The organism is Chitinibacter sp. S2-10, assembly GCF_046530675.1.
GTDB lineage: Bacteria > Pseudomonadota > Gammaproteobacteria > Burkholderiales > Chitinibacteraceae > Chitinibacter.
On record NZ_CP172558.1, the window covers coordinates 2,485,895 to 2,507,041 of the forward strand.

Annotated in this window: 22 protein-coding genes; 17 read left to right on the forward strand and 5 right to left on the reverse strand. The window is 51.3% G+C overall.

All coding sequences use genetic code 11. The features are described from left to right. The first annotated feature begins 26 nt into the window (after positions 1-26). Complete coding sequence (gene tcdA, locus ACG2XO_RS11775; RefSeq protein WP_410498180.1) at positions 27-827, forward strand: tRNA cyclic N6-threonylcarbamoyladenosine(37) synthase TcdA; 801 nt, start codon at positions 27-29, stop codon at positions 825-827. A gap of 71 nt (positions 828-898) precedes the next feature. On the opposite strand, the gene rplI is transcribed toward tcdA, so the two are convergent. The 5 genes from rplI to fdxA all read right to left on the reverse strand — a co-directional run bounded on the left by rplI (position 899) and on the right by fdxA (position 2,743). Continuing rightward, on the reverse strand, positions 899-1,351 hold the full coding sequence (rplI, locus tag ACG2XO_RS11780) for a 50S ribosomal protein L9 (RefSeq protein ID WP_410498181.1): 453 nt from the start codon (positions 1,349-1,351) through the stop codon (positions 899-901). 21 nt (positions 1,352-1,372) lie between these two features. Continuing rightward, on the reverse strand, positions 1,373-1,600 hold the full coding sequence (gene rpsR, locus ACG2XO_RS11785; protein ID WP_157315514.1) for a 30S ribosomal protein S18: 228 nt from the start codon (positions 1,598-1,600) through the stop codon (positions 1,373-1,375). A 10-nt stretch (positions 1,601-1,610) separates the two neighbouring features. After that, positions 1,611-1,916, reverse strand: coding sequence for a primosomal replication protein N (priB, locus tag ACG2XO_RS11790; RefSeq protein ID WP_410498182.1), 306 nt, complete (start codon positions 1,914-1,916; stop codon positions 1,611-1,613). A gap of 10 nt (positions 1,917-1,926) precedes the next feature. After that, positions 1,927-2,289 carry a 30S ribosomal protein S6 gene (gene rpsF / locus ACG2XO_RS11795; RefSeq protein ID WP_410498183.1) on the reverse strand — a complete coding sequence of 121 codons (363 nt, stop codon included), beginning with the start codon at positions 2,287-2,289 and terminating at the stop codon, positions 1,927-1,929. Between the two features lie 130 nt (positions 2,290-2,419). Then, entirely contained in the window at positions 2,420-2,743 is a 324-nt protein-coding gene (gene fdxA, locus ACG2XO_RS11800) for a ferredoxin FdxA (protein WP_410498184.1), read from the reverse strand. An 87-nt stretch (positions 2,744-2,830) separates the two neighbouring features. On the opposite strand from fdxA, the gene gluQRS reads away from it, so the two are divergent. The 16 genes from gluQRS (at position 2,831) to rlmB (ending at position 21,138) form a co-directional block, all read left to right on the forward strand. Next, entirely contained in the window at positions 2,831-3,775 is a 945-nt protein-coding gene (gene gluQRS / locus ACG2XO_RS11805; RefSeq protein WP_410498185.1) for a tRNA glutamyl-Q(34) synthetase GluQRS, read from the forward strand. 55 nt (positions 3,776-3,830) lie between these two features. After that, a complete protein-coding gene (locus ACG2XO_RS11810; protein WP_410498186.1) occupies positions 3,831-6,746 on the forward strand; it encodes a FimV/HubP family polar landmark protein in 2,916 nt (971 codons plus the stop codon). Between the two features lie 18 nt (positions 6,747-6,764). Then, positions 6,765-7,367, forward strand: a complete 603-nt coding sequence (locus ACG2XO_RS11815; RefSeq protein WP_410498187.1) for a hypothetical protein — start codon at positions 6,765-6,767, stop codon at positions 7,365-7,367. 22 nt (positions 7,368-7,389) lie between these two features. Further along, entirely contained in the window at positions 7,390-8,181 is a 792-nt protein-coding gene (gene truA / locus ACG2XO_RS11820) for a tRNA pseudouridine(38-40) synthase TruA (RefSeq protein WP_410498188.1), read from the forward strand. 22 nt (positions 8,182-8,203) lie between these two features. Next, positions 8,204-8,833 (forward strand): phosphoribosylanthranilate isomerase, encoded by a 630-nt coding sequence (locus ACG2XO_RS11825; protein ID WP_410498189.1) that lies wholly within the window; start codon positions 8,204-8,206, stop codon positions 8,831-8,833. A 2-nt stretch (positions 8,834-8,835) separates the two neighbouring features. Beyond that, the gene (gene trpB, locus ACG2XO_RS11830; RefSeq protein ID WP_410498190.1) at positions 8,836-10,041 is read left to right on the forward strand and encodes a tryptophan synthase subunit beta; all 1,206 of its coding nucleotides are present in this window, start codon (positions 8,836-8,838) and stop codon (positions 10,039-10,041) included. A gap of 61 nt (positions 10,042-10,102) precedes the next feature. Beyond that, a complete protein-coding gene (gene trpA, locus ACG2XO_RS11835) occupies positions 10,103-10,906 on the forward strand; it encodes a tryptophan synthase subunit alpha (protein ID WP_410498191.1) in 804 nt (267 codons plus the stop codon). A gap of 21 nt (positions 10,907-10,927) precedes the next feature. Continuing rightward, positions 10,928-11,794 (forward strand): acetyl-CoA carboxylase, carboxyltransferase subunit beta, encoded by an 867-nt coding sequence (gene accD / locus ACG2XO_RS11840; protein ID WP_410498192.1) that lies wholly within the window; start codon positions 10,928-10,930, stop codon positions 11,792-11,794. Continuing rightward, the gene (gene folC, locus ACG2XO_RS11845; protein ID WP_410498193.1) at positions 11,794-13,083 is read left to right on the forward strand and encodes a bifunctional tetrahydrofolate synthase/dihydrofolate synthase; all 1,290 of its coding nucleotides are present in this window, start codon (positions 11,794-11,796) and stop codon (positions 13,081-13,083) included. Before accD ends, folC begins: the two co-directional genes overlap by 1 nt. Before the next feature lies 1 nt (position 13,084). Further along, entirely contained in the window at positions 13,085-13,888 is an 804-nt protein-coding gene (locus ACG2XO_RS11850) for an SPOR domain-containing protein (RefSeq protein WP_410498194.1), read from the forward strand. Further along, a complete protein-coding gene (locus ACG2XO_RS11855) occupies positions 13,885-14,376 on the forward strand; it encodes a CvpA family protein (RefSeq protein ID WP_410498195.1) in 492 nt (163 codons plus the stop codon). The genes ACG2XO_RS11850 and ACG2XO_RS11855 overlap by 4 nt, the downstream gene beginning before the upstream one ends. Positions 14,377-14,401: 25 nt before the next feature. Then, positions 14,402-15,949, forward strand: coding sequence for an amidophosphoribosyltransferase (gene purF / locus ACG2XO_RS11860; RefSeq protein WP_410498196.1), 1,548 nt, complete (start codon positions 14,402-14,404; stop codon positions 15,947-15,949). A 72-nt stretch (positions 15,950-16,021) separates the two neighbouring features. Then, positions 16,022-17,194, forward strand: a complete 1,173-nt coding sequence (locus tag ACG2XO_RS11865; RefSeq protein WP_410498197.1) for an O-succinylhomoserine sulfhydrylase — start codon at positions 16,022-16,024, stop codon at positions 17,192-17,194. Positions 17,195-17,291: 97 nt separating this feature from the next. Continuing rightward, positions 17,292-18,161 (forward strand): hypothetical protein, encoded by an 870-nt coding sequence (locus ACG2XO_RS11870; protein ID WP_410498198.1) that lies wholly within the window; start codon positions 17,292-17,294, stop codon positions 18,159-18,161. Positions 18,162-18,383: 222 nt separating this feature from the next. Beyond that, positions 18,384-19,427 (forward strand): IS110 family transposase, encoded by a 1,044-nt coding sequence (locus tag ACG2XO_RS11875; protein WP_410497507.1) that lies wholly within the window; start codon positions 18,384-18,386, stop codon positions 19,425-19,427. A 949-nt stretch (positions 19,428-20,376) separates the two neighbouring features. Next, positions 20,377-21,138: a 23S rRNA (guanosine(2251)-2'-O)-methyltransferase RlmB gene (gene rlmB, locus ACG2XO_RS11880; RefSeq protein WP_410498199.1), complete on the forward strand. Its 762-nt coding sequence runs from the start codon at positions 20,377-20,379 to the stop codon at positions 21,136-21,138. The last annotated feature ends 9 nt before the right edge of the window (positions 21,139-21,147 follow it).

Below are 21,147 nucleotides of genomic sequence, written 5' to 3' on the forward strand. Positions count from 1 at the left end.
CAGCCCCGTGTGGGCTGATTTGTTTTATGGAAATCAAATCTGTGAATGATGGTTATCAACGGCGTTTTGCCGGAATTGCCCGCTTGTATGGTGTTGCTGCGCTGGATAAATTTAAGCAGGCTAATGTATGTGTGATTGGTATTGGTGGTGTCGGTTCGTGGGCTGCTGAGGCGTTGGCGCGCTCGGGTATTGGTCGCGTGACGTTGGTTGATCTGGATGATATCTGCATTTCGAATACCAATCGTCAGCTACCGGCGCTGGAGGGGCAGATAGGGCGGATGAAGGTCATTGCCGTTGCTGAGCGCATGCTGGCGATTAATCCAGAGATGAAGATTAATACCATTGAGGATTTTGTTGCTGAGGATAATTTTGCACAATATTTGGCGGGTCACGATTACGTGATTGATTGTATAGACAGCGTTAAAACCAAGGCCGCTTTAATTGCGTATTGTCGGCGTAATAAAATCAAAATTATCACTATTGGTGGTGCTGGAGGGCAAATTGACCCAACGCAAATTAAAGTTGATGATTTAAGTAAAACGATACAGGACCCGCTGGCCGCTAAGGTGCGCAGTATTCTGCGACGCGATTTTGGTTTTGCTAAAAATGGTAAAAAAATGGGTGTTGAATGTGTTTATTCAACTGAGCAGTTGGTGTATCCGCAGGCTGATGGCTCGGTTTGCGCAGCAAAACCGTCTATGGGCGAGGGTGTGCGCCTTGATTGTGCGAGTGGTTTTGGTGCAGTGATGACAGTAACGGCAACATTTGGTCTGGTAGCGGTATCGCGGGTTTTAAAATACTTGCAAACAAAAGCGCTAACAGAATAAAGGCATTGATTGCCGCCAAATAAAAAGCCACGAATTAATCGTGGCTTTTTATTTGGCGTTTGCTTAATAAATTAAGCTGCAGCGCCTACAACTTGCAATTTGATCGTGCTAACTACATCGTGGTGCAGAGCCAAAGCAACTTCGTATTCGCCGATTGCTTTGAATGGACCATTTGGCAGGCGCACTTCAAATTTTTGTACGGCAACGCCAGAAGCAGTGATGGCTTCAGCGATGTCATGGTTGGTCACTGAACCGAACAGACGGCCGTCAACACCCGCTTTTTGAGCGATCGTGATTTCAGCGCCTTCCAGTTTAGAGGCGCGAGCTTGCGCTTCAGCCAGGATTTCAGCTTGTTTAGCTTCCAGTTCCGCACGGCTAGCTTCAAATGCGGCCATATTGGCTTCATTTGCACGTTTAGCTTTGCCTTGTGGAATCAAGAAGTTACGAGCGTAACCATCTTTAACTTTAACGATATCGCCCAATTGACCCAGATTCGCTACTTTCTCGAGCAGGATAATTTGCATGATTAGTTTCTCCCGTTCGTCTTAGTGTTGATCAGTGTAAGGCAACAAAGCCAAGAAGCGAGCCAGTTTAATGGCAGTCGACAATTGGCGTTGGTATTTGGCTTTAGTGCCAGTGATACGTGCAGGAATGATCTTGCCGTTTTCAGAGATAAAATCTTTCAAGATGGCTACGTCTTTGTAGTCAACTTGAGCGATACCTTCAGTAGTGAAGCGGCAGAATTTTCTGCGCTTGAAGAGTTGGCGAGACATTGTCTAATCCTCAATTCAAATATTCAAAAACAATAATGTGTAAAACCAAATTCTGTCGATATTTGCTGCTACGGGCGGCTAAAAAACCTTTGCATTTAATTGCTTGTTGCGGTGGCGTTTTGATCAGTTGATGACAAATATCGCCAAGTGCAACAAAAGGTATTTCACAATCCACTTTGCGTTGTGCCCCTGCTTCAGCTTGTTCAGATTGATGAATGATCCATCCTTCAATCATCGCAATGCCTGCTGGCGTGCGCCGTATTGCGTCTGTGATCAGTAAATGACCTTCGACTAAAACCTGGTTTCGTTGATTCAATTTTTCCGAATTAAGCAGCTTGTACTTCAGTGCCTTGAGTCAGAGATTTTGATTTCTCTTCTTTCATCATCGGAGATGCTTCAGTTACTGCGCCGTCTGTTTTCAAAGTCAGGTGGCGAAGAACGGCATCGTTGAACTTGAATGCATGTTCGATTTCTTCCAGAGTTTCCTGGTTGCATTCGATGTTCATCATCACATAATGTGCTTTGTGGATTTTTTGAATTGGGTAAGCCAATTGACGACGACCCCAATCTTCCAGGCGATGGATGGTGCCTGCGCCGGTGGTAATCAGTGATTTATAGCGCTCGATCATTGCTGGAACTTGTTCGCTTTGATCTGGGTGCACGATAAATACGATTTCATAATGTCGCATGTATTGCTCCTTGTGGTTTGCAGCCTGCCGTTAGCGACCACGGTCAGGCAAGGGGTTAAGAGTTGGCGATTGTAGTCTGTTTTTCTTGTGTTTTCAAGGTTCGGGCGCGACTTAACCTGAGTGGTTTTGTTTATCGCTCGATTTGATCCAGTTTGCCGGTGATTGTTGCCCATTGTTCATGGTCTGGCAGAGGGTCTTTTTTCTGTACGATAACGGGCCATTTTTTGGCGAGTTCTGCATTAAGCTGGATAAAGTCGTGCATTTCTGTGGGGACGTCATCCTCTGCGTAAATTGCTTCGACTGGGCATTCTGCAACGCAAAGTGTGCAGTCAATACATTCGTCTGGGTCAATTACGAGGAAATTTGATCCTTCGCGAAAACAATCGACGGGGCAAACATCAACGCAATCAGTGTATTTGCATTTCACGCAGGCATCAGTCACAACGTAAGTCATTGCTTGTCCTTGGTCTTGAAAAAAGTAAAAATCAACAATTAATTCTATTCTATCAGTTTGCTTTAAACCGCAAATATTAATCTGCCCATGTACTCTTCATCAGTTTCTGAATCGCGCTACGTAGGGCGTTTTGCGCCCAGTCCGACGGGCTTGTTGCATATGGGCTCGCTCATGGCGGCAGTCGCCAGTTTTCTTGAGGCGAGAATCCGTGGTGGGCAATGGTTGTTGCGTATCGAAGATCTTGACCCCCCACGGGAGTTTGCTGGTGCCGCGAATTCGTTTCTCCAGACGCTAAGCCGTTTTGGTTTGTGCTGGGATGGGGAGCCTGTTTGGCAAAGTTCGCGCTCGCAGCGGTATGAAGAAGTCTTGGCCATTTTGTTGGAGCAGGGGCTGGCTTATCCTTGTCGCTGTACAAGAAAAATGTTGCAGCAGGACGGTCTGATTGGTGTTGATGGTATGCGCTATTCTGGGCGCTGTCGTGCTGCGGGCTTGTTGCATGAGGGGCGGGTTGCTTATCGTTTGCGCGTCCCAGACGCAGTATGTGTGGTTCATGATCGAGTGCAGGGCAACATTACTCAAAATTTACAGGCGGATGTGGGGGACTTTGTATTAAAACGAGCTGACCAATACTGGGCTTATCAGCTTGCTGTCGTTGTTGATGATGCTGATACGGGGGTGACGCATATTGTTCGTGGTGCGGATTTGTTGGATTCCACTCCTCGGCAACGGTATTTGCAGCAGATTTTGGGCTTGCCTCAGCCCGAATATTTGCATATTCCCGTGATTGCGAATGAGCGGGGAGAAAAACTAAGCAAGCAGACGTTGGCTCCAGCGTTGAGGTCGGGAGCAGAGGTTACTCAGTTATGGCAGGCACTTTATTTGCTGTGGCAAAGTCCGCCTGAACGATTGCGCAGTGGCAGCCTGGAGCAATTGTGGGAATGGGCCCTGCAGAGTTGGGATGTGCGAAAAATACCGGCAAAACGTAGCGTAGCTGTTACGCTTGATGAAGAATTTCAATATAAATTTCAGTAATAGATTGAAATGTCCGTATTATTGGATTTATTGTTGAATAAACCGCATTAAATTAATGCGGCGCCTGATCTTCTTTCTTGTGTCGAAAGTATGTCGGTGTGTAATAAATAATAAAGTGTTTGTTGGTGCTAGAGCCTATGAGAAGGCGCTACCTACATATCGGAGATTGCTCGTGCAAAAGTCACCTCGATTTAAAGCTTGTGTATTGGCCGTTGCCTTGGCCGCAACGCCGTTGTTCACCCAAGCTGCTGGATTAGGGCGTTTGAATGTATTGTCCGGCCTAGGACAGCCGTTTCGGGGTGAGATTGATCTAGTGTCTGTTCAGCCTAATGAGGCTGATTCTCTTGTGGTGAGCTTGGCTCCTCCAGAGAGTTATAGTAATGCGCGAATCGAATTTCCTCCCGCCTCGCTGGGCTTGCGCTTTAATATTGAAAAACGTGCCAATGGTCAGTACTACGTTGTGATCAATTCGGCTCAGCCGATTAGCGAGCCGTTTCTGGATTTGCTGATCGAACTAAACTGGGCTGAGGGACGTATTCAGCGCGAGTACACTGCTCTGATTGATCCAGCAGATTATGCGGGGGGGGCGTCTGCAGATAAGGGGAGTTACTCAACTTCTGAGTTGCCAAGTACGACCACTAAAGGCGCGATTAAAGGATCCAAAAGTAAACGCAGTAAAAACTCGACGACAACATTGGAGCCTGCTGAAAAAACGGCTCGCCCTGCCGCAAGTAGCGATTCAGCCGCGCCCGCTCCTGACTCTGGGTCAACTGCCCCAGCAAAAAAATCTAGTACGCCATCTGTTGAATCTGCCGATGCGAGTGCCGATGCGTACAAGGTGAGGTCAGGAGATACGCTTGGGGCGATTGCGCGTAAAGTACAGCCTTCTAATGTCAGTCTTGAACAGGTTTTGGTTGGCCTGTATCGCGCCAATCCGGCAGCCTTTGATGGCAATATGAATCGTCTTAAAAGTGGCAAAATTTTGAATGTGCCTGCACAGACTCAATTTAAGGAAACATCCAAGGCTGATGCTGCGCGAGAAATTCAAATTCAGGCTGCTGACTGGAATGCTTATCGCAGTAAATTGGCCGAATCGGCTGGAAAGGGGCCTGCTAAGGATCTGACAGAGCAAAGTTCTGGCGGCAAAATTACTGCCAAGGTGCAAGATCAAGGCGCAGGTGCGGCGGACGCTAATAAAGATGTGCTGAAGCTATCGAAAGCGGCAGATGCGGCAAAAAAATCAAGCGACAAGGCTAAGCAGCAAGCTTTAGAGGCCGAGGCCATTGCACGACAAAAAGCGCTGGAGGAAACCAACCAGCGGGTTGCTGCGCTGCAAAAAAACGTTGCTGATATGGAAAAACTGGCAGCAATGAAGGCTGCAGCCTCAGAGGCTTCAAAAACGTCAGCTTCGGCGAGCGATATCGCAGCAGTGTCAGTACCTTTGGCTGCGGCATCTTCAATTGCATCGGTTCCTGATGCATCTGAGGTGGCGAGTGCAGTGGCTACAGCAAAACCTAAGCGACGTATCCCTGTTCAGGCTCCTGTCGTTGAAGAGCCGAGCTTTATTGATGGATTGCTGGAAAATTCAATTGCCTTAGGGGGCGGCGCACTGGCCTTGTTGTTGGGCGGGCTGGGAGTGGTCTGGGCTCGCCGTCGACAAAAACCTAGCGTATTTGAAGACAGCATCATTACTGGCGGAGATTTGAAGGCAAATACCGTTTTGGGGAGTACGGGGGGCGGGGTCATTAGTACCCAGGCGACTGAAAATTCGTTTTTAACTGATTTTAGCCGTCAAGGCTTGGGTACCATTGATACCGATGAAGTGGATCCTATTGCTGAAGCCGAAGTTTATATGGCTTATGGACGTGATGCTCAGGCTGAAGAAATTTTGAAGGATGCATTGCAAAAAGACCCTTCCCGGTATGAAATCCGAATGAAGTTGCTGGATATTTATGCTGCGCGTCATGATGCGACCTCGTATGAGGAGCATGCATCGGCTTTGTTTGCCATCACTAATGGTCAAGGTGATCTGTGGCATGAGGCGGCTGCCAATGGGCGTACTGTTGATCCTGAGAATCCGCTCTATCGTCGGGAGCCGGCCGGTGTTGTTGATACGAGTAAACTGGCTTCGGTTGCCGCCGCAACGCCTGTCGTGTCACCTGTCCTGGATGAGCTGACAGCACCCGATCCAGAGCCGCTGGTCAGTAGTGATCTTGATTTTGAGCTTGATTTTGCCGGGGATGCAAAGAGTGCCGATTCTTTGGCTGAAAGCGCGAATTTTGATTTGCCAGTTGAGGGTACTGTTGAGCAAGCTCTTGAGCAGATCAGCCGCTCAGAATTGGATTTTGATGTTGAAGTAGCTCCGGCGCTGGATGAAATGGCGCAGCCGTCTGGCTCGGAGAGTGAAGGGTTAATGGCTCTGGACTTGCCAATTGATACGGGCTCTGCTTCGGATGAGTTGGCTGGAATGGAATCGTTGCCTGATCTGGATTTGGGTGGTGATTTGTCTCTTGATGGCTTTGAAGTGGAAGCGAGCTTGCCTGCCGCAGATTTGAGTTTCTCGTCGTTAGATGAATCAGTGGAAGCGGTTGCCTTGCCTGAGTTTGATGCGCCAGTCGAGGTGGTGCAGGCCAGTTCGGCACCACTAGCTGAGGTGAATCATTTAGCAACTGGCGATGCCAGTGACTTAAAACTGGATTTTGAATTTGAATTACCTGGCGTCGAACTTGAAACTGCTGCCGATCATTCGGCAGGTCTGGGTGATATCAGTCTGGATCTGAATGAAGCGGCTTCGGCGGCTGGCGATATGGATTTTGCTGCAGATGATCCCGTACAAACCAAGATTGATTTGGCGAAAGCCTATATCGATATGGGGGATGTTGAGGGGGCGCGTGAGATTCTGCAAGAGGCTGTTCAGGAGGGTAATGAAGCGCAACAGGGGGTTGCTAAATCCTTGCTTGATGATCTTTAATCCTGTCCTGATTTGAAATTGCACGCAGTTAATTTGCTGGCGCTCTGGTTGTGGCTACTTTGCGGTTTGCCATGGCTTGAGCGCCTTTCTCTTTTGGGCTTGATGCTCATCATTTTGTTGCTGGCTTATTATTTTGCGCGTCAGCGTTTGCGTAAAAGCCTACCGCGAATGCGCTGGTTATTATTGGCTGTGTTGGGTGTTTATGCCTGGGCGACGCCGGGGCTTTACTTGTTTCCGCTCTGGTTTTCACCGACGATCGAAGGCTTATTCTTGGGGTTTGATCAGGTTTTGCGTTTGCTGATCGTGATGGGCAGCTTGCAAATCATGCTGACGCATCTGGATAAGGGCGATATAGTTTCCGGTTTGTATTATTTTAGCCGTCCTATGGGCTTGTTTGGTGTAAGTGCCAGACTAGTCGCTTTGCGCTTGACCTTGACCATGGAGTTCGCCGAGAGGTTTTTGGAAAAAAGGCTCGATTTTAGAACCTTGCTTGGCGATTTATTACATGTCGGATCGGAAGAATTTACCGGCATGCACGTGCGTATTGTTAAAATGAGCGGCTTGCAGTTAGTGTTGTTCATGGTGCAGTTGCTGCTGATTGTTTTTACGATTGCCTGTTGAATTTGATATTGGATAAAGTGCTTTGGAATTAAAACGTTACGCTTTGGCTGTTGAATATGATGGTCGGGCTTTTAACGGCTGGCAGATTCAACCGGACGTTATTACGGTGCAGGGAGAAATGGAGCGGGCTGTTGGCCGAATGGCGGGGCATCCCTTGCGCGTACATGCAGCAGGTCGAACCGATGCTGGAGTGCATGCAACGCGGCAGATTGTTCATTTTGATACCGATGCCAATCGTCCACTGACTGCCTGGGTGCGTGGTGTAAATAGTTTTCTGCCGTCCGGTGTTTCTGTTCTATGGGCTCAGCAAGTGCCTGTCGATTTTCATTCGCGTTTTGTTGCAACGGCTCGTCATTACCGCTATTTGCTGCTCCAGCATGCAATCCGCCCGGGGATTATGGCCGGTCAAATTGGCTGGATACATAATTCGCTCGATCTGGAAAAAATACATCAGGCCAGTCGTTACCTGCTGGGTGAGCATGACTTTAGTAGTTTTCGCGCTGCTGAATGTCAGGCGCTTTCTCCTGTCAAGCAGATGCTTAAAGTCGATATTGGACGTCAGGGCGATCTGATTTATTTTGATTTCAGTGCGACCGCTTTCCTGCATCATATGGTGCGCAATATCATGGGTGCATTGCTGCATATCGGCAAAGGTAACGAGCCTGCAGACTGGATGTCATGGTTGATTGCCCAGCAAAACCGCAGCGTGGCGCCGCCGACTTTTATGCCCGACGGTTTGTATCTGACCGGAGTGAGTTACCCGGAAAAATACGGGCTAGCGACCGAACCCGTTCAACGTTTTGGTCTGATTTAAATATTGAAACTAAGGAATTTGAATGCCGGTCACACGGATCAAAATCTGCGGCCTGCGTGACCGTCAGACTGCGCTACATACGATCTCAATGGGGGCCGATGCCATTGGCCTGGTTTTTTATCCACCTAGCCCGCGGCATGTTTCGATTGAACAAGCGGCTGATATTGCAGCTGGCTTGCCTGGTTTTGTATCGACGGTGGGGCTGTTTGTGAATGCGGATGCTGATTATGTCAGCTCGGTGTTGGAAAAGGTGCCGCTGGACTTACTGCAATTTCATGGTGATGAGGGTTTGTCCGATTGCATCCGGTTTGGGCGCTCATTTATCAAGGCACTGAGGGTAAAACCCGGGATAAATTTGGTAGAATACGCCCAGCGTTATGTTCACCCGCTATGCCGGGGTATTTTGCTTGATGCCTGGGTTGATGGCGTCCCGGGTGGAACGGGCGAAGCTTTTGACTGGAATATTTTGACTGAAAGCCTGCCGCTGCCATTGATTTTGTCTGGTGGTTTGCATCCGGAAAACGTTTCTGCCGCGGTGCGGCAGGTCAAGCCATGGGCGGTTGATGTGTCAAGTGGCGTTGAAAGCAGCAAAGGCGTCAAAGATTTAGAGCGGGTTTGCGCATTTATTAATGCCGTACACAGTGTGAGATAAAGATGAACGATAAATATCAGCAGCCGGATCAGCGTGGACACTTTGGTCAGCATGGCGGCATTTATGTAGCTGAAACCTTGATGCCAGCGCTGGACGAACTCAAGAGAGAGTTCGAAGCTGCAATCAAGGATCCGGTATTTATGGCCGAATATCGCCATGATCTGAAGCATTATGTTGGCCGTCCTAGCCCGATCTATCACGCTGAACGTTGGTCAAATGCCATCGGTGGCGCACAAATTTATCTCAAGCGCGAAGACCTGAATCACACTGGCGCACACAAAGTGAATAACACCATCGGCCAAGCCTTGTTGGCGCGCCGCATGGGCAAAAAACGCGTGATTGCCGAAACTGGTGCAGGCCAGCACGGCGTTGCATCGGCAACCGTTGCTGCGCGTTACGGCATGGAGTGTGTCGTGTATATGGGCGCCGAAGACGTTGCGCGCCAGGCGCCGAATGTATTCCGGATGAAGTTACTCGGCGCGACAGTCGTTGCCGTTGAGTCAGGTACGCGCACGCTGAAAGACGCAATGAACGAAGCGATGCGTGACTGGGTTACCAATGTCGATTCGACGTATTACATCATCGGCACTGCGGCAGGCCCGCATCCGTATCCGCAATTGGTTCGCGATTTTCAGGTCGTGATCGGCGAAGAATGTAAAGTGCAAATGCAGGAAATGATCGGCCGTCAACCGGATGCCGTGATTGCCTGTGTCGGCGGTGGCTCGAACGCGATTGGTATTTTCCATCCCTACATCGAAGTGCCCGGTGTGCGCCTGATCGGTGTGGAAGCCGGTGGTGACGGCGTAGAAACGGGTCGTCATGCAGCACCTTTGACGTCGAACGCCAAAGTCGGCGTGCTGCATGGTCAGCGCTCTTACCTGATGCACGATGAAAATGGCCAAATCTCCGAGACGCATTCTATGTCGGCCGGTCTGGATTATCCGGGCGTTGGTCCTGAGCATAGCTACCTGAAAGACATTGGTCGCGCTGAATATGTTGCGATTAATGATGACGAGGCGATGCAAGCGTTCCATGATTTGTGCAAATACGAAGGGATTATTCCGGCGCTCGAATCGAGTCATGCGCTGGCACAAGCGGCCAAAATGGCCAAAACCATGAGCAAGGATCAGGTTTTGCTGGTGAATCTGTCGGGCCGTGGCGATAAAGATATCCCAACGATTGCGAAAAAACTCGGCATTCAACTCTAAATGTGATCTGGGGGTATATGCCCCTAGCTCAATCTCAGTATAGCTTTGGTAGATATACCCTATGTCACGTATTGAATCGGTAATGCAAAATCTCAAGGCGGCCAATCGCCAGGCCTTGATTCCGTTTATTACTGCTGGTGATCCTGCTCCTGCCAGTACCGTCGGCTTGATGCACGCGCTGGTCGCTGGCGGCGCTGATATTCTGGAATTGGGTGTACCGTTCTCTGACCCGATGGCCGACGGCCCGGTGATTCAGCGCGCGTCCGAGCGCGCCTTAAAACACAATGTCTCGCTGCGCGATGTGCTGGCTTATGTCGCCGAGTTTCGTAAGACCGATGCGACAACGCCGGTCGTGCTAATGGGCTACGCCAATCCGGTTGAAGCAATGGGTTATGAAGCTTTCGCAAGCGCAGCCATCGCCGCTGGTGTTGATGGTGTTTTGACCGTCGATATGCCACCAGAAGAAGCCGAAGAATCGGTTGCTGTGTATAAAAAGCACGGCCTTGATCCGATTTTCCTGCTCGCACCGACGACGCCTGAATCGCGTGTCAAAGAAGTCGCACGTCTGGCCAGCGGCTATGTGTACTATGTTTCGCTTAAAGGCGTGACGGGTTCAGCCAATCTGGATGTGGCCAATGTCGCCGAAAAGCTCGCTTTTCTGAAGCAATATCTGAATATTCCGATTGGCGTCGGTTTTGGTATCCGTGATGCCGAGTCGGCCAAAAATGTCGCCAAAATCGCCGACGCCGTTGTGATCGGCTCGCGTTTGGTGCAGGAAGTTGAACAAGGTGAAGCAGGTCTGGCAGCTCGCCTGACCGAATTTCTGTCTGGCGTACGCGCTGCAATGGATACTGCCCGCGTCTGATCAGACCGTAGAGGATAAAAAATGAGCTGGTTACAAAAACTATTACCCCCGAAAATCAAAAGCCGCACGACGCCAAATGCATCAGCCGTCCCTGAAGGCTTGTGGAGCAAATGTTCGGCGTGTAGCGCCGTGCTTTACCGTTCCGATCTGGAAAACAATCTGGAAGTTTGCCCGAAGTGCAATTTCCATAATGCCGTGCCAGCGCGTGCACGACTGAACCAGTTGCTCGACGCAGAAGGGCGTTATGAAATCGGCTCGGAAGTTAAACCGGTCGATGCGCTTAAATTTAAAGCCAACAAACGCTATAGCGACCAGCTCACCGCATCGGCCGCCGCGACGGGCGAAGATGACGCAATGGTCGTGATGCAAGGCAGCATTTTGACTGTGCCGGTTGTCGTGGCTGCATTTGAATACAAATTTATCGGCGGCTCGATGGGTTCGGTCGTTGGCGAGCGCTTTGTTCGCGGCGTCAAAGTTGCGATTGAAAATGATCTGCCGTTTATTTGTGTGTCGGCATCAGGTGGCGCGCGGATGATGGAAGGCCTGAATTCCTTGATGCAAATGGCCAAAACCAATGCGATTCTGACCAAACTGGCCGACAAAAAACTCCCCTTTATTTCCTTGCTGACTGATCCGACGATGGGCGGTGTTTCGGCTTCGTTCGCTTTTCTGGGCGACGTCGTGATGGCCGAGCCGGGCGCTTTGATCGGTTTTGCCGGCCCACGCGTGATCGAGCAAACCGTGCGCGAAACCTTGCCAGAAGGATTCCAGCGTTCGGAATTCCTGCTGGAAAAAGGAGCAATCGACATGATTGTTGACCGTCGCGAATTGCGCCAGCGCCTTGCCGACGTATTAACACTGCTGAATAACCAGGCAGCGGTTAATTAATGACGGATTTTGCAGTAGCCAGTGAAAGTAGCTTGGCCGATTGGCTGAGCTACCTCGAAAATCTGCACCCGATGGCCATTGATATGGGGCTGGATCGCGTCAAAACGATCCAGCAGGCGATGGCGCTTTACCCGACCTGTCCGGTGATCACCGTGGCAGGTACCAATGGCAAAGGCTCGGTTTGCGCGATGCTGACGCGCATCCTGACCATAGCCGGGTATAAAGTCGGCACTTACACCTCGCCACATTTACTGCATTACAACGAGCGCATCGCCATCAATGGTGTACCCGTGGATGATACTGCGATTGTCGAAAGTTTTGCCGCGATTCAAGCTGCGCGTGGCGATATTTCACTCAGTTATTTCGAATTTGGTACGCTGGCTGCGGTGCATCAGTTTATGGTGCAGCAGGTCGATGTGATGGTGCTTGAAGTCGGTCTGGGCGGCCGGCTTGATGCGGTCAATATTTTTGAGCCAACGGCATCGGGTGTGGTCAGCATCGGCATTGATCATCAGAGCTATCTCGGTGATACCCGCGAAGCGATTGCCATTGAGAAGGCAGGTATCTATCGCAAGGGTAAGCCTGCTCTGTGCTCTGACCCAATACCCCCGCAAACATTAATTGATACAGCAAACGCCATTGGTGCTGACTTGCAATTGATCGGCCACGATTTCGGCTTTGAAATACAGGCTGAAGGTCAGCAGTGGGTGTGGTGGAACAAAGCAGGTATTCGTAAAAATGCCTTGCCGATTCCGGCGCTGCGCGGCAAATATCAAATGGGTAATGCAGCTTTGGTGCTTGGTCTGCTTGAGTCCGTCAAGCCGCAATTACCGGTGAGTCTGGGTGACATCAAACGTGGCCTGCTCGAGGTCGAATGGCCGGCTCGCTTCCAGGTATTGCCCGGCAGGCCAGTCGTAGTGCTGGATGTAGCGCATAACCCCCATGCGGCATCTGTATTTCGCGCTTCGCTCGACAATATGGGTTTTCATCCGGTCACGCATGCCGTACTGGGCATGATGCAGGACAAGGATATTAGCGGGGTGATCAAACTGGTTTCAGACCGGATCGACGTCTGGCATCTGGCAGCGCCACAGCTGCCGCGAGCGGCCGATCCGGCGCGTTTGGCGCAAATTATTCTTGAGCAAGTGCCGCGCGCCAAAGTATTTCAGTATGAATCGGTTGAAAAAGCATACGCAGCCGCCTGTGAGGGGGCCAATGAAGCTGATAGAATCCTGGTCTTTGGCTCGTTCTATACGGTCGCTGAAGTCATGAAGGCGCGTGGACAGTAAAATGGCAAATGTAAACGACGATGAATTGCAGCAATTGAGAAAACGCGCCCGCCGCCGCCTTGTTGGTGCGATTGCGCTGGTGGTTTTTGCGCTAACGGTATTGTGGACTGCGCTCGATGGCGAGCCGCCGAAAGCCTTGCTGGAAAATCAGAGCGTTGAAATTATTTCCAGTGCGCCTGCGCTATCTTCTGTTGTGACGCTGGATGAGCCAGTTCAATCGGTATCAGCATCTGCGCCCGCAAGCAGTCAGCCCGCCGTTGACGCATCGAATGTTGCCCCGATCCCATTGCCTGGCAAGCTGGTTCATCATCAGGAAAATGCGCCGCAAGCTGTGCCCGATAGTTCGCAGCAAACGTTGCCACCGGAAACGGCACCTACCACGGCACCCACTCAGTCACCTGTCACTCAAATCACGGTTAAACCAAGTCCGAAAGCGACGAGTAAAGCTCTACCCAAGGCAACGCCTACACCGCTAGACCCCAAATTGATTCTGGAAGGCGGGCTGGAACAGCCCCGGACGGCTAAAACGACTGCCACACCAGCAAAACAAGCCGCTGACGTTGGCAAGAAAGTGTATTACATCCAGATCGGTGCTTATGCCGACCCAGTCGCCGCCGAACAGACGTTGAAAAAACTCAAAGACGCAGGCATTCCGGCGCGCAGTGAAAAAGTCGCCACCGAAAAAGGCGAGTTGACCCGTGTACGTATCGGTCCGGGGACTGACGAAGCCAAAGCCAACGCCTGGATGCAAAAACTCGAAGCGCTCGGCGTTCCCGGCAAGCTGGTGGTGAAGGCCGCACCATGACGCAATTTGATTACATTGCACTCGCCGTGCTTGGCCTGTCGATGCTGCTGTCGGTGATGCGCGGTTTGACGCAAGAAGTTCTGGCCTTGATCTCATGGGTCTTGTCATTCTGGGCTGCCAGCACATTTGCTGTTGCGGCTGCAGGCTGGATGCCGCAAGCCGTTTCGTCCGAGAGTCTGCGTTATATCGGTGGTTTTATTATGGTGTTTTTTGTGACTTGGCTACTCTCGGCGATTACCCGGATTACGCTGAATCAGGTACTGGTTGCATCAGGAATGAAGCCTGCTGATCGTGTGCTGGGCGCTGCATTTGGGCTAGTTCGCGGTTTTTTGCTGATGCTCACGCTGGTCATGCTGGCTGGATTGACCAGCTATCCAAAAAGCGCCGAATGGCGCAATGCGATGTTTAGCCCGCTGTTCGAGCGCAGCGCCGAATTTGTTAAACCCTGGTTGCCGGATGTGCTGGCAACACGGGTGAAGTTTGAATAATTTTTGTAAGTTAAGGGTCTGAGCAATGTGTGGCATTCTAGGTGTGGTCGCCAAAACGCCGGTTAATCAAATGTTGTACGATGGCTTGCTGGTGCTTCAGCACCGCGGCCAAGATGCAGCCGGTATCGTAACCGCCGAGCAACAGGTGTTGCATATGCATAAAGGGCAGGGGCTGGTGCGCGATGTATTTCGCACGCGCAATATGCGCTCACTGCAAGGCAATGTCGGTATCGGCCATGTGCGCTATCCGACTGCCGGATCGGCTTCCAGTCTGGCCGAAGCCCAGCCATTTTATGTCAATAGCCCGTTTGGTATCGTGCTGGCGCATAACGGCAATCTGACCAACGACAAGCAGCTCAAAGAAGATATGTACCGCACAGACCTGCGCCATATCAACACCAATTCGGACTCCGAAGCGCTGTGTAATGTATTTGCCCACGAATTGTCACGCCGCGTCTCCGGCCCGCAACTCGATGCCAAAACGGTCTTTGATGCCATCACTGCTGTTCACGGTCGCGTCAAAGGCGCCTACGCCGTCGTCGCGATTATTGCCGGCTTTGGTATGGTGGCTTTCCGTGACCCGCATGGCATCCGTCCATTGTCACTGGGCGTTCACGATACGGCTGAAGGACGTGAATACGCCGTCGCAAGCGAGTCAGTGGTGCATGATGTACTGGGCTTTAAGTTCGAGCGCGATATTGCGCCGGGCGAGGCGGTCTATATCACGTTTGACGGCGAGCTTTACAGCCAGCAATGCCACCCGAATCCGACGCTGATTCCGTGCATTTTCGAGCATGTTTATTTTGCCCGCCCTGATACCGTCATCGACGGTATTTCGGTGCATGAAGCTCGTCTGAAAATGGGCGAGCAACTGGCAGAGAAAGTACGCAAAATGGTGCCTGCGCTCGACATCGACGTCGTGATTCCGATTCCCGATACTAGCCGCGATTCAGCTTTGCAATTGGCCGATGCGCTCGGCTTGCCGTATCGCGAAGGCTTCATGAAAAACCGCTATATCGGCCGCACTTTCATTATGCCGGGACAGGCGAGCCGTAAAAAATCGGTGCGCCAGAAGTTGAACCCGATTGCCGTTGAATTCCGTGGCAAGAACGTCATGCTGGTCGATGATTCGATTGTTCGCGGTACGACGTCGAAAGAAATCGTCCAGATGGTGCGCGATTCGGGCGCGAAAAAGGTTTACCTCGCTTCGGCTGCGCCGCCAGTGAAATTCCCGCACGTTTACGGCATCGACATGCCGACGCGCAATGAATTGATCGCAACAGGTCGTGATGCTGAACAAATTGCTAAAGAAATTGGCGCTGATGGCGTGATTTATCAGGAATTGTCGGCACTGATTCAGGCGTGTTCTGACGCCAGCGGCGGCAAAATTACCCAGTTTGAAACCTCGTGTTTTGACGGCCACTACATCACCGGCGACATCACCGATGCTTATCTGGACGAGCTTGAAGCCAAACGCATTTCGCCGTTGTCGAATAAAGCCAGCGATAGCGAAGGCGGCGATAGCCGGATTCTGGATTTGAATATTGGCGTTGCCGAGCAAAATTTGATTTAATCATCTCATCTTGCTGACAAAACGGAGGCTGAGGCCTCCGTTTTTATTTAAAAGAATTAAAAAGGAAGATTCATGCTGAATTTTGATGACTTGCACCCCGATACACTCGCCGTTCGTGCCGGAACGCTGCGCTCTGAATTTGGTGAGCATTCGGACGCAATGCACCTGACTTCGAGCTTTGTCGTTGGCTCGGCTTACGAAGCGCAGCAAAAATTCACCGGTCAGATTCCCGGCTATATCTATTCGCGCTTTACCAATCCAACCGTGACGGCATTCGAGCAGCGTCTGGCTGCCATGGAAGGCGGCGAGCGCTGCGTTGCGACCGCATCAGGAATGAGCGCGATTTTGTCGCTGTGCATGGGTTTGCTCAAAGCGGGCGACCATATTGTTTCATCGAACAGCCTGTTTGGCGCGACGATCCAGTTGTTCAACGCCTACCTAGGCAAATTTGGCGTTACGGTGACGTATGTCTCGCCAACCGACGTCGATGCTTGGGCGCAGGCCATTACCCCTAATACCAAGCTGTTTTTCCTTGAGACGCCATCGAACCCGCTGACCGAAATTGCCGACGTCGCAGCGATTGCCAAGATCGCGCACCAGCACGATGCCTTGCTCGTCGTTGATAACTGCTTCTGCTCGCCAGCATTGCAGCAACCGCTGAAACTCGGCGCCGACATTGTCGTGCATTCGGCAACCAAATACATCGACGGCCAAGGTCGCGTACTTGGCGGTGCAGTCGTCGGCAGCCACGCAACGCTTGAACCGATCTATTTATTCCTGCGCACCGCTGGCCCGACGCTGTCGCCATTTAACGCCTGGGTTTTACTCAAAGGTCTGGAAACGCTCGGCATCCGCATGAAAGCGCATTGCGAAAAAGCGCTGGAACTCGCGACGTGGCTTGAGGCGCAACCGCAAGTCGCCAAAGTCTATTACCCGGGTCTCAAATCGCACCCGCAGTACGAGCTGGCGCAGCGCCAGCAGACTGGCGCGGGCGGCGTGGTGTCGTTCGATCTGGTCGGCGGCAAAGACGCTGCTTGGGCGCTGATCGACAAAGTCGAGCTGATGAGCCGCACTGCGAACTTGGGCGATACGCGAACGACGATCACGCACCCGGCTACGACCTCACACGGCCGTCTGACGCCTGAAGCGCGCGCAGCGGCGGGGATTGGTGATGGTTTGGTGCGGATTTCGGTGGGGTTGGAGCATGTGGGGGATTTGATTAAGGATTTGCAGCAGGGGTTTTGAATCTTTATCTGAAAAATAACGGCGCTACGGCGCCGTTATTTATTGCTTGGCTCGTTGCCTGTTTCAAATGGCCGTAGACTTTGTTGGGAAAGTTTTTATGTCACGTAATCCGTATCACGTTGATGGTGTTGAACCAACACTACGTAAATCTGCGTTCGTATTTATGGATATTCTTGGTTACTCAGATATGCTTCGGCACTCTGATTCTGAAGGCGCGCAGCAAGAAACTTTAAGAAGAGTATATAAGGCACTAGAGGATGGTCGCACTTGGCTAGAAGACGGGCATGTGGACGTAGAGTGGCGTGAGATGCTGCCAAAAGATCGTTATGCGCTCAAAGCTTTTACTGACAATATCGTTATTGGTTGGCCTGTACGTGATGATGCGGAGGCTGAATTAGGTAGTGCTTTTTCGAAGCTAGCGCACTTTCAATTTGACATGGTTACGGCTGGCTTTTTTATTCGAGGTGCCATTTCTGTTGGTGATGCCTATGTAGATGAGATCGCTGTTTTTGGGGGGGCACTTTCCGAGGCTTATATTGGCGAGTCCACAAAAGCGAGGGATCCGAGAATCATTCTTACTGAATCTGCTGCCACTGCAGTAAAGCAACATTTAACGTACTACGGAAATCCTTCGCACGCACCACAAACAAGGAATATCTTGCGGGATTCTGATGGCCAGTTGTTTTTAAACTACTTGGATTGTTTGCTTATTGCCGAGGATGAGCATGGACCCTTTTATGATCAGCTTGAAAAACACAAAGTAGTTATCGAGGTCGAATTAAAAAAACATAAAGCTAATCCAGTAATTTGGTCAAAGTATGCATGGGTAGCAGGCTACCACAATTATTTTTGCGATTTATATCCTCAATATTTTTCCGAAGAGCATAAAATCCAGGTGGATTTATTCCGCGCCAGTCCATCTCTGATTATCGATTTTGAGCCAATGCAGTGGTATGGCGATGAATAACGTAGCGCGGTAGGGCGTAATCGCCGCAGGCATTACGCCGAAATGACTGCTGTGGTTTTTCTAGGCTGAGTTGGCGGCTATGCGCCGCGGCACTGACTTTCTTTGCTTCGCCAAAGAAAGTCAGCAAAGAAAGGCAATGGGATGGACTCCTCCCTCTGATACGGCATCGATGTGCCAGACTGGAAGTGTCAGCCAACAGTCACACAGAACAAGGAGTCCACCATGTCTATTATCCGCATTGGCCTTGATCTTGCCAAAACCGTTTTTCAAATTCACGGCGTGAATCACAAAGAAGAAGTCATTTGCACTCGACAATTACGTCGGTCGCAATTGCTCGACTTCTTTAAAAAGCTCACTCCTTGCTTGATTGGCATGGAGGCTTGCTCTGGCGCGCATCACTGGGCACGTCAACTGCAATTGATGGGGCATACCGTCAAGCTGATTGCGCCCCAGTTCGTTAAACCCTACGTCAAAGGCAACAAGAACGACGCCAACGATGCGGCCGCTATTTGTGAAGCCGTAGGTCGGCCATCGATGCGCTTTGTGCCCCTCAAAACCATCGCCCAACAAGATTTACAGGCACTGCACCGTATCCGCAGCGAACTGGTGCAGCAGCGCACCGCCAAGGTCAATCAAATCCGTGGTTTGTTGGGGGAGTACGGGATTGTGACGGCTCAACGGATTGAGTCACTGCGCAAAGCATTACCAGAGCTACTGGAGGATGCCGAAAATGGCTTAACCCCCGACTTCCGCGCTTTGCTTAATGGTTTGCGCGATGATCTGGTGTATCTCGACGAGCGAATTGCCACTGCGGATAAACAAGTGCAACAGCAAGCGCGCGAAAATACACAAGCATTACGTTTGCAACAATTACGTGGGATTGGCCCCATTACCGCGACCGCCTTGATTGCAGCGATAGGCCAAGATGCGCATCACTTTAAACGCGGCAGAGACCTCGCCGCTTGGATAGGCTTAACACCGGGGCAGCACAGCAGCGGTGGTAAGGAGCGGTTACTGGGCATCAGCAAGCGGGGCGATACGTATCTGCGCACCTTACTCATTCATGGCGCACGTGCTGTAGTTAAAACGGCATTAGGCAAGACGGATAGGCTGAGTGTATGGATTCAAAGCCTGTGCAGTCGGCGTAACAAAAACATTGCCGCCGTTGCGTTAGCCAATAAAACGGCACGAATGGTGTGGGCATTACTCAGTCGCAATATGGATTATGACCCCGACTTTGGTTTAGCAAGGGGTGAAGTGGTTTGAAGCGTGTAGTAGAAAATGGGGTTTGTAGTGGCAATGTGTAACGAATAAAATCCAGTCCGATTGCGAAGCAAGAAGCAGTGATGGCCAAAAGGTTGAACCGGCGGCAGGCAAACCTGACGGGGTCCAAGTGCGAAAAGCACGTGAAGGCGATGAGGACCTGCCGCGCGAATAGCCCATCATGGCCCGGGTCATTAGGCCCAATGCGAAGGCCGGATATACGTGAGCAGTCGATCCGACAACCAGAACTGTGAAATGCTTGCAAGCTGGGAGGAGTCCATATACGACCCCGGCGTCTGCGTCCCGCTGCGCGGGATGCCCTCGCAGCGGACAATCGGCAAGGCGGCGGGCTTTAACAAAACAGAGCCCGCCGAAACCCCTTGCCGCTTGTTCCTCACTCGGCGCTGATGCAGGGGAGTCCGTGCAGACCAACGATTTTTTGTATATACATGCCGCGGTGTAGCTCTATAGGTCAATTTGAATCTGGCTTTGATTGATATACCCGTAGGGTCGGCTTTAGCCGACCTTTTTTGCTTGTATCTGGTCGACTAAAGTCGACCCTACAATTGATTTTCAAATTGGTTATTTTTAAAACGCGCTGCTTGGTTTGGGGCTTGATCCCCTGTCATCAAGCCGAGCGAGGAACAATCGAGGCGGGGTTTCGGTTGCGCCTGTTTTGTTAAGCGCAACCGCCGCCTCGATTGTCCGCAGCGAGGGCATTTTGCGAAGCAAAACTTGATGAGGGGTCGCCTTTCTTTTGCTTACTTTTCTTTGGCGAAGCAAAGAAAAGTAAGTGCCGCGGCGCATAGCCGCCAATCCCGCGTCAATGAAGCAATATCAGTCGGGTAACGCTTCGCTCACCCGACCTACTGGCGATGCGCCCAACAATCCTCGGGCTTTTTTGCCCAAAACCCCGTAAAATCACGCCTTTGAACGTCATCAGTAGCCCATCATGCAAAAGAAAATCATCCACGGCTTTCATGCTGTTACCGCGCGTTTGCGTCGCTTTCCCGATAGCGTGCTCGAGTTGTACGTCAGCAGCGAGCGTTCGGACCCGCGGATGAAAGATCTGCTGAAAGCGGCTAAAGACGCCGATCAGAAAGTGACTGCAGTGCCGCCCGAGCGCATCGATGGGATCGCTGGCCATGTGCGTCATCAGGGCGTAGCGGCGGCCATCGACATCGAAAAAAGCTATCTGTCGATTGAAGACGTGCTCGACGATCTGGACGAGCCGGCTTTTCTGCTGATTCTGGACGGTATTACCGATCCGCATAATCTCGGTGCTTGCCTGCGCGTCGCCGATGCGATGGGCGTGCATGCGGTGATTGCGCCGAAGGACAAATGCGTCGGCATCAACGCGACGGTGTCGAAAGTCGCTTGCGGCGCCGCCGAAGTCGTTCCCTACGTGATGGTGACGAATCTGGCGCGAACGATACGCGATTTGAAAGAACGCGGGATCTGGATTGTCGGAACTGACGCCGAAGGCTCTTGCGATTTGTTCAGCTACGATCAGACCGGCCCGGTGGCCTGGGTGCTCGGTAACGAGGGCGATGGTATGCGCCGCCTGACGCGTGAATTGTGCGATACCTTGGTGTCGATTCCGATGTTCGGTTCGGTCGAGAGCTTGAATGTGTCGGTGGCAACCGGGATTGTGTTGTCGGAAAGCCGCCGTCAGCGGCTGGTTGCGGCAAAAAAAGCTGCACCAACTACGTAATAATATTTC